General features: G+C 67.1%; 14 protein-coding genes. 11 read left to right on the top strand and 3 right to left on the bottom strand.

From position 1 onward, the window contains the following. Nucleotides 1-59 precede the first annotated feature (59 nt). Nucleotides 60-431: a MerR family transcriptional regulator gene (locus tag ASG95_RS03915; RefSeq protein ID WP_235543335.1), complete on the bottom strand. Its 372-nt coding sequence runs from the start codon at nt 429-431 to the stop codon at nt 60-62. A gap of 149 nt (nt 432-580) precedes the next feature. Here ASG95_RS03915 and ASG95_RS03920 point away from each other — a divergent pair, with 149 nt between their 5' ends. Together ASG95_RS03920 and ASG95_RS03925 are read left to right on the top strand one after the other, a co-directional pair. Continuing rightward, entirely contained in the window at nt 581-1,003 is a 423-nt protein-coding gene (locus ASG95_RS03920) for an Hsp20/alpha crystallin family protein (RefSeq protein WP_057378702.1), read from the top strand. Between the two features lie 582 nt (nt 1,004-1,585). After that, entirely contained in the window at nt 1,586-1,933 is a 348-nt protein-coding gene (locus tag ASG95_RS03925; protein WP_057376637.1) for a J domain-containing protein, read from the top strand. A gap of 77 nt (nt 1,934-2,010) precedes the next feature. On the opposite strand, the gene ASG95_RS03930 is transcribed toward ASG95_RS03925, so the two are convergent. Continuing rightward, the gene (locus ASG95_RS03930; protein WP_057376638.1) at nt 2,011-3,069 is read right to left on the bottom strand and encodes an aldose epimerase family protein; all 1,059 of its coding nucleotides are present in this window, start codon (nt 3,067-3,069) and stop codon (nt 2,011-2,013) included. Between the two features lie 309 nt (nt 3,070-3,378). Between ASG95_RS03930 and ASG95_RS03935 the strand changes: the two genes are divergently transcribed. The 5 genes from ASG95_RS03935 to ASG95_RS03955 all read left to right on the top strand — a co-directional run bounded on the left by ASG95_RS03935 (nt 3,379) and on the right by ASG95_RS03955 (nt 9,359). Beyond that, entirely contained in the window at nt 3,379-4,371 is a 993-nt protein-coding gene (locus ASG95_RS03935) for an ABC transporter substrate-binding protein (protein ID WP_057376639.1), read from the top strand. 177 nt (nt 4,372-4,548) lie between these two features. Next, nucleotides 4,549-6,051 carry a sugar ABC transporter ATP-binding protein gene (locus ASG95_RS03940; protein WP_235543337.1) on the top strand — a complete coding sequence of 501 codons (1,503 nt, stop codon included), beginning with the start codon at nt 4,549-4,551 and terminating at the stop codon, nt 6,049-6,051. Continuing rightward, nucleotides 6,048-7,178, top strand: coding sequence for an ABC transporter permease (locus ASG95_RS03945; RefSeq protein ID WP_057376641.1), 1,131 nt, complete (start codon nt 6,048-6,050; stop codon nt 7,176-7,178). Before ASG95_RS03940 ends, ASG95_RS03945 begins: the two co-directional genes overlap by 4 nt. Further along, a complete protein-coding gene (locus ASG95_RS03950; RefSeq protein ID WP_057376642.1) occupies nt 7,175-8,224 on the top strand; it encodes a hypothetical protein in 1,050 nt (349 codons plus the stop codon). The genes ASG95_RS03945 and ASG95_RS03950 overlap by 4 nt, the downstream gene beginning before the upstream one ends. A gap of 115 nt (nt 8,225-8,339) precedes the next feature. Then, entirely contained in the window at nt 8,340-9,359 is a 1,020-nt protein-coding gene (locus ASG95_RS03955; protein ID WP_057376643.1) for a LacI family DNA-binding transcriptional regulator, read from the top strand. Between the two features lie 35 nt (nt 9,360-9,394). Here the strand turns inward: ASG95_RS03955 and ASG95_RS03960 are convergent, their stop codons facing one another. Further along, nucleotides 9,395-10,486, bottom strand: a complete 1,092-nt coding sequence (locus tag ASG95_RS03960) for a LacI family DNA-binding transcriptional regulator (protein ID WP_082592314.1) — start codon at nt 10,484-10,486, stop codon at nt 9,395-9,397. Between the two features lie 289 nt (nt 10,487-10,775). Here ASG95_RS03960 and ASG95_RS03965 point away from each other — a divergent pair, with 289 nt between their 5' ends. From ASG95_RS03965 to ASG95_RS03980, 4 genes are read left to right on the top strand one after another with little or no spacing between them, the layout of a single operon-like run. Next, complete coding sequence (locus tag ASG95_RS03965) at nt 10,776-11,774, top strand: SIS domain-containing protein (protein WP_057376644.1); 999 nt, start codon at nt 10,776-10,778, stop codon at nt 11,772-11,774. Nucleotides 11,775-11,776: 2 nt separating this feature from the next. Further along, the gene (locus ASG95_RS03970) at nt 11,777-12,802 is read left to right on the top strand and encodes an SIS domain-containing protein (RefSeq protein ID WP_235543338.1); all 1,026 of its coding nucleotides are present in this window, start codon (nt 11,777-11,779) and stop codon (nt 12,800-12,802) included. Nucleotides 12,803-12,813: 11 nt separating this feature from the next. Beyond that, the gene (locus ASG95_RS03975; RefSeq protein WP_057376645.1) at nt 12,814-13,668 is read left to right on the top strand and encodes a PfkB family carbohydrate kinase; all 855 of its coding nucleotides are present in this window, start codon (nt 12,814-12,816) and stop codon (nt 13,666-13,668) included. Beyond that, complete coding sequence (locus tag ASG95_RS03980) at nt 13,665-15,020, top strand: ABC transporter substrate-binding protein (RefSeq protein ID WP_057376646.1); 1,356 nt, start codon at nt 13,665-13,667, stop codon at nt 15,018-15,020. The genes ASG95_RS03975 and ASG95_RS03980 overlap by 4 nt, the downstream gene beginning before the upstream one ends. Nucleotides 15,021-15,094: the final 74 nt, after the last annotated feature.

The following is a 15,094-nucleotide window of genomic DNA, read 5'->3' on the forward strand; positions in this document are numbered from 1 at the left end:
CAAGAGGTCGGCTTCGTCGACGTCCTGGTTCGGCTTGGCTGGCCACGTCTGGTCGCTGGCTACTGTGGGGTCGGCCAGCTGTTCTTGGTCGAGTCGGTCGGCTTCCGGGACCGCGGTGTTCGGGTGGTTGTCACGACTGTGGGCCACGGTGGCACCTCCTGTTCTTCACGCAGGCGAGCGTTCTGCCGCTCCAGGTCGAGGACCATGCCGATGCCTGCCAGGTTGAGGCCGGCGTCGAGCAGGTCCCCGATCCGGCGAAGTCGGTCCAGGTCGTTCGGGCTGTACCGGCGGGTGCCTCCACTGGTCCGTTCCGGATCGAGCAGACCCCGCGCCTCGTAGAGGCGCAGGTTCTGCACGCCCATGCCGACCAGATCGGCAGCTACCGAGATCGCGTAGACGCCGCGTTCCCCGTCCGTTGCGGGCAATGTCACGGGTGGCCCGTCCTTCCTGGAAAATCTTTGTATCGGCCCTTGCATCAGTATGCCCTTGGTGCTACATAAAACCTATAGCGAACGCCATAGATCTGCGACGGCTGTGGCGGCGCTTGGAGCATCAGGCAAACACGATGGAGGTGAAGACGATGCTGATGCGCACCGACCCATTCCGCGAGCTCGACCGGCTCACCCAACAGGCTTTTGGCACGCTGGCACGCCCCTCAGCGATGCCGATGGATGCATGGCGCGACGGAGACGTGTTTCACGTCGAGTTCGACCTACCCGGTGTCAGCCAGGACTCGATCGACATCGACGTGGAACGCAACGTGGTCACCGTCAAGGCCGAACGTCCGGACCGCGCCAGCGACGCGGAACTGCTCGCCGCGGAGCGCCCTCGCGGGGTGTTCAGCCGTCAGCTCGTGCTCGGAGACAACCTGGACACCGAGCGCATCGAGGCCGCCTATGACGCGGGAGTGCTCACGCTGAAGATCCCGGTCGCCGAGCAGGCCAAGCCGCGGAAGATCGAGATCAGCAGCCGGAACGAAGGCCAGCAGGCCATTACCGCCTGACCTCTGGTGGTGAGGCTCATGCTCGCTGTCGCTGCTGACCGAGCCGGTGCCGTGCGCGGCGTGGACGAGGAGTTCCTCGAGCTGATGTGCGCGGACGAGGACCTGCTGCGGGCCGAGTTCGACGCGATCATCGCCCGGGAATGGTCAGGCACACCCCCTCCGGCTGACCTACCTGCTGCATCGTCTGGCACGGGCCACGGGCCGCGGAGGCATCGGCTGCGTTGCGGTGCCGTGGCGTCCCCGCGACCCGAACACCCCGGTGCCGACGGGTGGAGTCGGCAACGCTCGCCCCCGCGGCTCACCCGCAACCAGGGTCAGAAACCGAACAAGTGGATGGACGAAGGTAGGTGATCGCCCGACACCCAGCACCACGACGATACGAAGACCAGACTCTCGCCTGGGCCGCGTTCGTGCCATCGCGCCTGACGCAGGCTGCGCGACGCCCACGCCTTGACGGCGTATCCGTTCGCGGCCCAGGCGAGGCCCATCAGTGACACCACAACCCCACGATGAAGGTGGGGTCACCCGCCCCCCAGCGATGGGACAAACCTCACCCAGAAGCTGAACCTTTCGGCGTAGCCCATGACCGTTGACCGCACCGACCCCTACGCCGCCTTGGGCCTGAGCCCGAACGCGACCCAAGGCCAGATCCGGCGCGCCTACCGCACGCTGCTGCGCCAGAACCACCCCGACACCCGCGCCGTTGGCGACTCAACCGACAAGGTCGCCTCAGACGCGACACTCCAGCAGGTCATCGCCGCATACGCGATCCTCAGCGATCCAGCCCGCCAAGCCGGCCACGACCACACCGGCCCGCCTGAGACCAGCACCCCAACCCGGATTCGCCCTCGGACGCCCTTCCCCCGCAACGCACCCGACCAGCCACCAATCCAGGCCGGTCCCGTGCGCTGGCACGGTTCCGGCCGGTGACCAGCAACTGAACTTGCCCGTGCGTGACGTCGCAGTCCCGGCTGCATCGTCCGGCGGACAGGAACGGACGTGGCCCGTCATCGGCCAGCGGTGTGGCCCGGTCGCCCGTGGTGGCTGAAGGCGTAGCGCGTGGTGGCCGAGAACACCTGCCCTGGCGACAGGACCGATGACGGGAAGGCGAACTGGTTTGGTGAGTCGGGGAACTGCTGCGCTTCCAAGGCGATCCCGGCTCGAGCCGCGTATGTCCGGCCGGACGTGCCGACAAGCGTGTCGTCCAGGTATTGACCGGTGTACACCTGCAGTCCCGGCTGGTTGCTCGTCAGCTCCACGAACACACCCGAGCGGGGCGACCACAGGGTGGCAGCAGGCGCGCCGCCGTTGAGCGCGAAGTTGTGGTCCAGCCCCTGAGGAGCGGCTAGCTCGGCTCGAGGCGAGGTGATGCGGTCGCCGAGACGGCAGGGTTGGCGCCAGTCCAACTCTGTGCCGCTCACCTCCTCCAGCAGGCCTGTCGGGATCAGGTCGTCAGCAACGGGGGTGTAGCTGTCGGCACTCACACCGAGGACGTGGTCATCGACAGGGCCGGCCGCCTCACCGTCAAGATTGAAGTAGGCATGGTTGGCGATGCTGATCACGGTCGGTGCGTCCGTGGTCGCGGTGTAGGTGATGGTCAGCGCGTCGTTGCCGACGCGGTAGGTGGCCTCGGCCCGGACGGCACCGGGAAAGCCCTGATCGCCGTCCGGGCTCGTCAGTCTGAGACGCACCTCGGACGGGGAGCGATCCACGACTTCCCAGTGCTTCTGGTCCCATCCGACGCGACCGCCGTGCAGGGCGTTCGGGCCCTCGTTGCGCTCGACGGAGTAGCGGCGGCCGTCCAGCGTGAACCGACCGCCCCGGATCCTGTTGGCATACCGCCCGACGGTGGCTCCGAGGTAGCCGGGGAGTCGTCCGTACGAGTCCGGGTCCTGATGTCCCAGAACCACATTCAGCCGACGCCCACTGATGTCGGTGACCCACAGGCTCCGTAGTGAGGCGCCTCGCGGCAGGATCTGCGCAGTCAGCCCGAGCCGACCCGTACCGGTCAGGGCGATCGGATCTGACAGCTTCGCGAGTGGCCCGGACGGGTTGCTGACGTTCACCTATCTCCCTTCGGGACGGACGAATGTTAGCGGTCACATGTCCAGACGTAAAGCCTCATTCGGCTCGGCCATTTCTCCTTGGAATTCCCGCAGTATTTCGGTACGAAGCCTCTTGACGAAACGCGTGTGAACGCTAACACTCGTCCACGAGCAACTCGACGACGCGGCTCCAGCTCCCACCTTCGGACGCAAGCGGCATCGGCGCCGAGGCCCACGCTCTGGCTGAGCCGTCTGGACGTCTCACCAGGGCGACGCATGGTGATCAGGAGCGATAACGCGCCCGACATCCCACCACTCCTTGGAGGAACAATGAAGTTCAGGAAGAGCGCGGCGCTCCTTGCGGCTGCTTTCACGGTTGCGGGGCTGACTGCCTGCGGGTCCGACAGTGACGCGCCCTCAGGGGACAGCGCTTCGTCGTCGACCGGTATCAAGGGCGCCGTCATCGGCTTTGCCCAGGTTGGATCCGAGAGCGGCTGGCGCAGCGCCAACACGGACAGCATCAAGGCGGCTGCCGCCAAGTACGGCGTCGACCTCAAGTTCACGTCCGCCGAGGGCGACCAGACCAAGCAGATCGCGTCCATCAAGACGTTCATCACCCAGGGCGTCGACGTCATTGCGTTCTCGCCCGTCGTGGAGACGGGATATGACGCCGTGTTGCAGGAGGCCAAGGCCGCCGGCATCCCGGTGATCCTGACGGACCGCGCTGTGGACGCCGACCCCAGCCTGTACAAGACCTTCATCGGCTCGGACTTCATCAAGGAGGGCGAGAAGGCCGCTACCTGGGCCAAGACCGAGTTCGCCAACGACGCCGCGGTCAACATGGTCGTCCTCGAGGGCACCACCGGTTCCGCGCCCGCGAACGATCGGAAGACGGGCTGGGACAACGTGCTCGGCAAGGAGACCAAGTTCAAGACGCTGGCATCCCAGACCGGCGAGTTCACCCGTGACGGGGGCAAGAAGGTCATGGAGGGCTTCCTGGCCAAGTACCCGAACATCAACTTGGTGTACGCGCACAACGACGACATGGGCCTTGGTGCGATCGAGGCAATCGAGGCTGCTGGGAAGGTCCCCGGCAAGGACATCAAGATCGTGACGATCGACGCCGTCAAGGCGGGCATGGAAGCCCTCGCGGCGGGCAAGATCAACTACATCGTGGAGTGCTCCCCCCTCCTCGGTGACCAGCTCTTCGACGCGGCCAGCTCCGTCCTTGCCGGCAAGGACATCCCGGCCCGGATCATCACCGAAGAGGGCGAGTTCAACCAGGCTCAGGCGAAAGCGGCACTGCCCGACCGCAAGTACTGATCAGCGTGGGTGCCCGGCGGCCAGGTGGTCGCCGGGCACACCCTGCACAGCGCAGCCCTCTCCGCGCACAGACTGGCCCGGGAGTAAGCCACCGAAGGAGAACCGACAATGGGGCCGGAAGCTCTCAGCACATCGCCACCCCGTGACGCGCAGACAGACGCGGATCCGATCGTCGAGATGAGCGGCATCAGCATCAGCTTTCCCGGGATCAAGGCGTTGGACGAGGTCTCCTTCCGGCTCTTCCCCGGTGAGGTCCACTCCCTCATGGGTGAGAACGGGGCTGGGAAGTCGACCCTGATCAAGGCACTCACCGGCGTCTACGGCATTGACGACGGATCCATCAGCCTGGACGGGCAGGCCGTGGAGTTCACCTCGCCGGCACACGCCCAGAGGGCGGGTATCGCGACGGTCTACCAAGAGGTCAACCTGGTGACCAACCTGAGTGTCGCCGAGAACATCTTCCTCGGACGTGAGCCCCGACGCCTCGGTCTCATCGACTTCCGCAAGATGCGCACGGACGCCAAGCGGGTGCTGAGGACGCTGAACCTCGACATCGATCCGTCATCCCTGCTGTCGACCCACTCCATCGCCGTTCAGCAACTGGTCGCGATCGCTCGTGCAGTCGACGTCAGGGCTCGCGTCCTGGTGCTGGACGAGCCCACGTCGTCCTTGGACCAGCGAGAGGTCGAGGAGCTGTTCGGCGTCATCCGTCGCGTGCGTGGACAAGGCGTCGCGGTGCTGTTCGTCTCCCACTTCCTCGACCAGGTCTACGAGATCTCGGACCGCATCACCGTGCTTCGCAACGGCAGGCTCGTCGGGGAGCACCCGGCAGCGGAGCTTCCGCGCCTCGACCTCATCTCGGCGATGATCGGCAAGGACCTGGCCGCGCTGGAGGCCCTGGAAGAGGGCACCAAGCGGGAGGCCGCCGAGCGCGTCGACGGCGGAGCCCTCGTCACCGCCACGCAGGTGGGTCGCAAGGGCACGATCGAGCCGTTCGACCTGGAGATCCACCGTGGCGAGGTCCTCGGTCTGGCCGGTCTCCTGGGCTCCGGGCGAACGGAGCTGGTCCGCCTGCTCGCTGGGGCGGATCGACACGACCAGGGCGAAGTGCGTTTCGACGGGAACGTCGTCAAGCTCAGGAGTCCACGTGAGGCGCTGGACCGGGGAATAGCCTTCGCCTCGGAGAACCGGAAGGCGGAAGGACTGATCGGCGACCTGAGTGTCCGGGCGAACATCGTCCTGGCGCTGCAGGCCGCCCGCGGCTGGGTGCGCCAGATCCCGCGGAACCAGCAGGACGAGATCGCCGACCGCTACATCAAGGCCCTCGACATCCGGCCGCCCAACCCGAACCAGCTCGTCCGGAACCTCTCGGGCGGCAACCAGCAGAAGGTGCTGTTGGGTCGGTGGCTTCTCCTGGAGCCCAAGCTGCTCATCCTCGATGAGCCGACCCGAGGTATCGACATCGGGGCCAAGGCTCAGATCCAGAAGCTGGTAGCGACTTTGGCCGAAGAGGGCCTTGCCGTCATCTTCATCTCCGCTGAGCTGGAGGAGGTGGTGAGGCTGTCCCATCAGGTGGGGGTGCTGAGAGACAGGCGAAAGGTCGCGCAGCTGACCAATGACAACCTGGCCGTAGAGGACATCCTCGAGATCATCGCTGCTGAAGCGGAGAAGTCCCCATGAGCAAGCTCACTTCACAGCGGTTGGTGTGGCCATTCGCGGTGCTCGTGGCACTGCTGGTCGCCAACCTCTTGGCCAACCACAGCTTCCTGTCCATCACGCTCCAGGACGGCAACCTGTTCGGGCCGTTGGTGGACATCCTGCGCCGCGCCGCGCCCATCGTCCTGGTCGCCTTGGGTATGTCCCTCGTCATAGCGACCCGTGGCATCGACCTGTCGGTCGGCGCGGTGGCAGCGATCAGCGGTTCATGGGCGTCGATGCACATCGTGTCGTCCTCGGACCGGACGTCCGTCGGCGTCGTCCTCGTAGCCGTCGTCGTCGCGCTCGTCATGGCCGTCGTCGCGGGTCTGTTCAACGGTCTCTTGGTGTCCGTCCTGGGAATCCAGCCCATCGTCGCAACCCTGGTGCTCATGACAGCCGGGCGAGGGCTGGCACAGGTCATCACCAACGAGAAGATCCTGTACCCCGACAACACCCCGGGCTACAAGCTCATCGGAGGCGGCTACCTGATCGGTGTCCCCTTCTCGATCCTGGTCGCCGGAGCGATCTTTGCCCTCACTGCGGCACTGACCCGGCAGACCGCCCTCGGCACCCTCATCGAAAGCGTTGGCGTCAACCCGGAGGCCAGCCGGCTGGCGGGCATTCGCGCGACCAGGATCATCTTGGTGGTCTACGTCTTCTCCGGCTTCTGCGCCGGGCTGGCTGGTCTCATGCTGACATCCAACTCGACCTCGGCCGATCCCAACTCGATCGGCCTCTTCATCGAGCTCGACGCCATCCTCGCAGTCGTGATCGGCGGCACTTCTCTCACCGGTGGCCGGTTCTCCCTCTGGGGCACGCTCATCGGCGCCTTCATCATCGAGACGATGAACAGCTTCGTGGTCATCGCCATCTCCCCTCGTAGTACCGACGTGTTCAAGGCTGGCGTCGTCGTCGTCGTGTGCCTCCTCCAGTCACCCAAGGCGCGCAGGTGGTTCGGTGGTGTGGTTCGTCGGCCCACTGGCCGTCGCACCCCTCCGCCGACCGTGTCCCCCACAGCACCTGACGCGGCACCTCTGGCCGTGCCGGCCATCTCGGTGCCGGCTGTGGACGGGGACCACACCCAGGATCTCGAAACGAGGACCTCATGAGCACCACAGCCGATACTCATCCCGGCCGCAAGCCACTCAGCCGGGTTCTGGGCAGACTGGGTGGCTACTCCCAGGTCGCGACGACCGTCGTGCTCCTCGCCATCATGCTGACCGTCGGCGCCACGCTGTACCAGAACTTCACCTCACCACAGGCGCTGGTGGACCTGCTGGGCAAGAACGCGTTCCTGATCCCCCTCGCGGTCGGCATGACCTTCGTCATCCTCAGCGGAGGGATCGACCTCTCGGTCGGGGCAGTGATGGCCCTCGGCTCCGTCATTGCTGCGACTCTCCTCCAGCAGGGCTGGTCGGCCCCAGCCGTCATCATCGCCGTGCTCCTGACCGGGACCGTGCTCGGCACCCTCGTCGGCACGGTCATCAGCAAGTTCGAGATCCAGCCCTTCATCGCCACCCTCGCGGCGATGTTCCTTGCGCGAGGTCTGTGCCTGGTGATCACCGACCGGTCGATCACGATCAAGGACACCCTGTTCCGCAAGGTCAACCTGGCCCACCTCAACCTCTTCGAGGCACAGGTGACCAACGTCCGAGGTCGCACCCGAACCGTCGACGTCTACACGACGCCTTCGGTACTGATCGCCCTGGGTCTGGTCCTCGTGGCCTTCGCCGTGCTTCATTACACCCACTTCGGCAGGACCGTGTATGCCGTGGGCGGCAGTGAGCCCTCAGCGTCCCTGATGGGCCTCGCCGTGGACCGCACCAAGGTGATGGTCTACGCCATCAGCGGTTTCTGCGCAGGCCTGTCGGGCTTGCTCTTCTCCTTCTACACCGCATCCGGAGATCCGGTGGCCGGCATCGGATACGAGCTGAATGCCATCGCCGCCGTGGTGATCGGTGGCACGCTTCTCTCGGGTGGCGCAGGCTATGTCTTCGGTTCGGTGCTCGGCGTCCTCACGCTCGGGACCATCTACGCCTACAAGGAGTTCGACGGCAATCTCAATACTGGGTGGACCCGCATCCTCATCGGCGGACTGGTGCTCTTCTTCATCGTCCTCCAGCGGGTCATCGCCTCCCGGCGTTGGGCTCGATAGGTTGCGCACTGTCGCGGCGCGCGGCGCTGACGCGCACCGTGGGGCGAACCGGGGGTGAACCCTGTCAGAATCGCGCTCATGACCGTCGTGGTGCAGCTGCTGGACCCTCGCCCCCATGGCTGAGCACATCAAGGCGCCGGTGATGGCCGACGTCGCTCGCCTGGCGGGAGTGTCGCACCAGACCGTCTCCCGAGTGATCAATGGCTCGCCGAAGCTGCGCCCTGAGACCCGGGCACGGGTCCAAGCTGCGATTGAGAGCCTGGGATACCGCCCGAACACGGCCGCCCGAGCCCTGGGCCGAGGTCGAAGCGGGATGATCGGCATCATCGGGACTGCCGGAGCCGAGTTCGGGCCCGTGAGCATTCACCGCTCAGTCGAGGAAGCCGCCCGAGATGCTGGTTTTCTCGCCAGCTCGGTCAATCTCACCGAGATGACTCGCGATGCCCTCGATGGTGCGGTGGAACACCTCATGACGGTCGGCGTGGAAGGCATGGTGATGATTGCTGCCCACGACGCGGCTCTGGAGATCGTGCGGGCCCAGCGGTCCGGCCCGCCCTTCGTTGTCGTCGAGGGCCAGCTCGACCGCGGCAACACGGCCGTGGTGGGTGTCGATCAGGTTGCCGGTGCCCGAGCTGCCACCGAGCACCTGCTGCACCTCGGTCATCGGGAGATCGTCCACGTCAGTGGACCCTTGGACTGGACCGAGGCGCGCTCGAGACTCCAGGGATGGCGGTCGGCCATGCACGACGCCGGCGTCCGACCCGCTGAGCCCATCCTCGGGGACTGGAGCTCCCGGAGTGGATTCGCTGCTGGCCGGGCTGTCTGCGACATGCCAGCCGTCACCGCCGTCTTCACGGCCAACGACCAGATGGCCATCGGCGTCTTGCGGGCCCTGCACGAGTCGGGCCGGTACGTGCCGGAGGACGTCAGCGTGATCGGGTTTGACGACATCCCGGAAGCCGAGTTCCTCATCCCGCCGCTGACGACGGTTCGGCAAGACTTTGCCGCGGTGGGCATGCGAGCCATCGAAGCCCTCGGCATGCTGATGAATGGCCAAAAACCGGCCGTCGATCTGCTGGAGCCGAGCCTTGTCGTGAGGGCCAGCACAGGGCCCCCCAGGTCCTACGGCTCGTAGTCGGAAAGCCGCACGACAAGAGGCGATCGAACCCCTCAGGACGGAGGCCAGGGACCTACCGAGCCGCGTTCGATGAGCTCGGTCGGCAACCGTCGATGCGCCACCGCACCTCCCGCGCCCTCGATACGTGACAACAGCAGGCGGCACGCCGCTACCCCGATCTCGTAGGTCGGCTGGGCGATGACGGTCAGCGCCGGGCTGACCAGGTCAGCCCACTCGGTGTCGTCGAAGCCCATGAGCGACACGTCCTCCGGGCAGCGAACCCCCGCGCGCGCGATGGCATGGAACGCCCCCAGCGACTGCATGGCGTCGAAGGCGAGGATCGCCGTGGGCCGGTCCTCCAGGGCAAGCAGTCTGGCCGTCTCCGCCTCGCCGTCCTCGCGTCGGTAGCCACCGGAGGAGATCAGCTCCGGTCGGATCGGGACACCAGCCGCCGTCATCGCATCGCGGAACCCGGCCGCGCGGGCGCCGACAGTCGTCGCCGAGGCCCGTTCGACGCCCTTCATGTCGGGGCGCAGCATGCGTTCCAGCATCGTGTGCGTCCCACCGGTGAGGATCGCGATGTCCCGGTGGCCGTGGGCCAGCAGGTGCTCGGTGGCAGCTCGCGCGGCCTTGCGGTTGTCGATACCGACCGTGTCGGCCTGCAGGCCCGCCACGGTCCGGTCCAGGAGGACCACGGGGATGCCGGCTGCAATGACCGCGCGGAGGTGGGACCTGTCGCCACCGTCTGCGGGGCACACGACCAGGCCGTCCACGCGTCGCTCGGTCATCACCCGGACTGCGGTCTCCTCCTTGTCGAGCTCCTCGTCGGTGTTGGCCAGCAGCACCTCGAACCCCTGCGCCCGCGCCGTGTCGGCGATGCCGCGCAGTGAACGACGGAAGAAGGGGTTCTCGATGTCTGACATCACGACGCCGAGGGTGCGGGTCGAACCGGTGATCATGCTCCGCGCCAGGCTGTTCGCTCGGTAACCCAGCTGTTCGGCTGCTGCCAACACGCGTTCCCGGGTGCTCTCGCGCACCGACCCGTAGCCGCCGAGTGCCCTGGCGGCGGTGGCTGTGGAGACTCCCGCTTCACGCGCGACGTCCGGCACCGTGGCGATGCCGCGCGGTTCAACGCTCCTGCTCACGGTGCTCCTTCGAATGCGTGTCGTGCCAACGGTTTTGGTGGTCTGCCGCGTCGTCGGGTATGCCGGCCGGTCGCCGCGAGCGCGCGGGTCCCGGGTGACCCATCGGCGGCTTACCCCCGCCGACTTCCTGGGCTGACCTTAGCCGGTGTCGGACTGCCTCGCCGCACCGGATCTGACCAATTTCCGGGAACCCCCTTGACAGGAGACCGCCGGGTTGAGAACGTTCTCACTCATCAGGTTGAGAACGTTATCAAAGCGAGCCACTCGCAGATTGGAACCAGGAGCACCGATGACCGAAACCCTTCCCCTCAAGCCGATCGACGCCGACATCGTCGACAAGCTGACGGCGACCGTCGCGGAGCGCGAGGCGATTGCCACCGTGGTGCGCGACGTCGTGGAGCGCGGGCTGCGCAACGTGTACTTCGTCGGCGCCGGCGGCTCCATCATCTGCAGCTACCCGGCCCACTACCTGCTCCAGCAGAAGGCGTCGTTCCCTGCCTTCCAAGTCCAGAGCGACGAGCTGAACACGGCTGTCCCCGCACTCATGGGTCCCGGCTCGCTGGTCGTGCTGGCTTCCTACACGGGCACGACGAAGGAGACGGTCGCCGCGGCCAAGACCGCCAAGGCCACCGGCGCCACCGTCATCGCGGCCGCCAAGGCCGGCAGCCCGCTCGCCGAGGCAGCCGACGTGGCGTTCACCGGCAAGAGCGACCTGTTCGAGCTGGTCGTCGCGTTCGAGCTGCTCGCTGGCACTGGCGCCGAGCTGGACACCGAAGCGGTCGACCAAGCCCTGGCGGCTCTGCCCGCTGCGGTCCGCGACGCGGTCGAGCAGGCCGAGCCGCTGCTCGCCGACATCGCCGAGGCGTTCAAGGACGAGCCGATCACCTATGTGCTGGGATCCGGCCCGAGCTACGGCTGGGCGTACGGCCTGGCGATGTGCTTCCTGCAGGAGATGCAGTGGAAGCACGCGGCGGCGTTCAACTCCGGCGAGTTCTTCCAGGGTGCCTTCGAGATGGTCGACGACGACACCGCGGTCCTGCTGTGGATCGGCGACGACGCATCTCGGCCCATGGGGGAGCGGGCGAAGAGCTTCCTCGACCAGTACTGCAAGAAGGCGCAGTACGTCGACGTGCGCGACCTCGAGCTGCCCGGCATCCCTGAGTCGGTCCGCGGTGAGGTGTCGCCGATCGTCGTGGGTGCGCTGGCCAACCGGCTCGCCCAGCACTACGAGTCGGCCCGCGGCCACGACCTCGAGACCCGTCGGTACATGTTCAAGGTCGAGTACTGAGCATGACCTCTGACCTGCTCAACTTCGACCCGGCGCGCTACCTGCGCATCCAGTCGGGTGCCGTCGGCCTGGCCGAGCAGATCGATGCCGTGGTGGCTGACGCCCTCGGCTCCGGCGTGACCAACGTGGCCTTCGCCGGGGCCGGCGGCGCGGGCATCCTCATGCAGCCCGCGGCCGCCCTCCTGCGGGACCGTTCACCGTTCCGCGCCGACGTCGTCCTGCCCGCCGAGCTCGTCGTGACGGGCTCCGCGACGGTGGGCCGGGACACCCTGGTGGTCATCCCGTCGCTGTCCGGCACCACCGCCGAGAGCATCGCGGCGCTCGAGTTCGTCAAGGCTGCCGGCGCGCGGGTGCTGGTGCTCACCGGCCACGCCGACACCCCGCTGGGGACCAAGGCCGACGTCAGCCTGGTGAACTTCGCCGAGGACGACACGTCCTGCGAGTCGTTCTACCTCCAGTCGTTGCTGCTCGCGCTGTCGATCATGGCGCGCACCGACGGGCTGGAGGACCACGCCGCGGTCGTCGCCGAGCTGGAGCAGCTACCGCAGCTCCTCCTCGACGCCAAGGCTGCCTTCGAGCCGCGAGCGCACGAGCTGGCCGAGGCGATCGCGGCCGAACCGTGGCACATCGTCACGGGGTCGGGCAGCACGTGGCCCGAGGCCTTCTACTACGGCATGTGCATCCTCGAGGAGATGCAGTGGATCCGGACCCGTCCGGTCCACGCCTCCGACTTCTTCCACGGCACCCTCGAGCTGGTCGAGCCCGACGTGAGCGTCCTCCTCCTCAAGGGCGAGGACGCCACCCGGCCGCTCGCCGACCGGGTGGAGCGCTTCGTGTCGGGACTCACCGAGAAGCTTCTCGTCCTCGACACGGCTGACGTGGAGCTGCCCGGGATCTCGCCGACCACGCGGGCCCTGGTGTCGCCGGTCATCCTGGCGGCACTGCTGGAACGGGTCAGCGCCCACCTCGAGGTGCTGCGTGACCACCCGCTGACGACCCGCCGCTACTACCGCCGCATGGCCTACTGAAGGACGGCACCATGAACGTCACCCTGCTCACCCTCGGCGACAACGTCGTCGACCGGTACCTCGAACGGGAGGTGCTCTACCCCGGCGGGAACGCGGTCAACGTGGCCGTGCACGGACGTCGATGTGGCGCCGGCGCGGCATACATCGGGGCGGTGGGCACCGACCTCGCCGGACGCACCGTCCTCGACGCGCTCGTGGCCGAGGGGGTGGACACCTCGATGCTGAGGATCGTCGAGGGGCCGAACGCCTCGGCGGACGTCCGGGTCGTCGACGGGAACCGTGTCTTCGACCACGGGGACCCCGGGGTGTCGAGGTTCGTGCTGACGCCGGCGGACTTCGCAGCCGTCGCAGCGGCGACCATCGTCCACACCGGTGAGTGCTCCATGGTCGAGGACCAGCTGGCCGACATCGCCGCGGCCGCCCCGCGGCTCTCCTTCGACTTCTCCGAGCGTCCGCACGACTACATCGCCGAGCACGCGCGGTTGGTCGACATCGCCATCCGCTCGCTGCCCTTCGCCAGCGTCGACGAAGCCGTCCACGAGGCCCGGCGCATCCAGGACCTCGGCCCGAGCCTCGTCGCGGTGACGATGGGCTCCGGTGGCGCGGTGGCGCTCCAGGGCGAGCAGGTCGTGTACGCCCAAGCGCCTGCGACTCCCGTCGTAGACACCCTCGGAGCCGGGGACGCCTTCATCGGCCGGCTCCTCACCGGCCTCATCGCCAACACGCCGCTCACGACGCTCCTCGGCGCCGCGACGGCATACGCCTCAAGCACCTGCGCCACCTTCGGCGCCTTCGGGTACGAGACCTCACTCGAGGGACTCACTGCACCGCTCAACCCCATCCACAAAGGAGTGGACCTCTCATGAAGAACACCACGCGCAGCGCATCCTTCGCCGTGCTCGCCACCGTGACCGCGGTGGCCCTGGCCGCCTGCGGCGCGCCCGGGACGGCCAACCCTGGTGCGGGAGGAGCCAGTAACCAGAGCCTCACCGCACCAGCAGAGAAGTCCGGCACCATCACCATGGTCACCAAGTTCGCCGACCCCAAGTACGCGCCGTACTTCGAGAGCGTGACCAAGGCCTACGAACAGGCCAACCCCAAGGTCACCATCAAGCTCGAGCAGGTCGGCGACCAGCCCTACAAGGACAAGATCCGGGTGCTCTCGGCGTCCAAGCAGCTGCCCGACATCTACTTCTCGTGGGCCGGTGACTTCGCCAACAAGTTCGTCCGTGCCGGTCTGGCCGCCGACCTGACGTCGGTCATCGGGCCCGACACCGAGTGGGGCAAGACCTTCTCGCCGGCCGCCCTCAAGGCGTTCGAGACCAAGGGCAAGAACTTCGGTGTGCCGATCGACCTCGACGCGAAGTACCTGGCCTACAACAAGGCAGCCTTCACCAAGGCCGGGATCAGCGGCGCTCCCGCCTCGCTCGAGGAGCTCATCGGGGACTGCGACAAGCTGAGGACGGCGGGCTACACGCCCATCGCCTTCGGCAACCAGTACGGCTGGCCGGCGATCCACTACATCACCCAGCTCAACGCGTACAACGTCGCACCTGACACCCTCGCCAAGGACTACGACCCGGCCACCGGTGCGTTCACGGATCCCGGTTACGCCAAGGCGGTCGACCAGTTCAAGGACATCGTCACGCACTGCTCCAGCAAGGACGCCAACGGCGTCTCGCACGAGGCCGGGCAGGCGAACTTCCTCAACGGCAAGGCCGCCATGCACTACCTGGAGTCCGTCGAGTTCCAGGCGCTCACCACCAAGGGGGGTGCGCCGAAGGAGCTGGCCGACAACTGGGACTTCATGCGGCTGCCCGCACCCCAGGGGGCGGCCGGTGACGCCGGAGCCCTGACAGGCGCACCGGACGGGTTCATGGTCAACGCCCAGAGCAAGAACGCGGCGCTCGCCGTCGACGTCCTCAAGTTCATGACCACCCAGCAGAATGCCGCGAAGCTCACGGCTGACATCGGCTGGCTGAGTCCCGTCCAGGGCTCGGCGACCTCGGCGAACTCGTTCCCACAGCTGCAGTCAGCACTCGCCGACATCAGCAAGGCCAACCAGTTCGCGATCTGGCTCGACACGGTGACCAACGCGGAGGTGGCCAACGCCTACCTCTCCGGGATCGAGGGCGTCATCTCCGGCTCGAAGTCGAGCAAGGACGTCATGACCGGCGTCCAGGAGGCCGCTGCCAAGGCCAAGAAGCAGGCTGGCTGACCGCACAACCCAGGTGGGGCGGGCGGATCATGGGACCTGCCCGCCCCACTGACCGAGGACCACCCGGTCCGACC

It is taken from the genome of Phycicoccus sp. Soil803 (assembly GCF_001429685.1).
Taxonomy (GTDB): Bacteria; Actinomycetota; Actinomycetes; order Actinomycetales; family Dermatophilaceae; genus Pedococcus.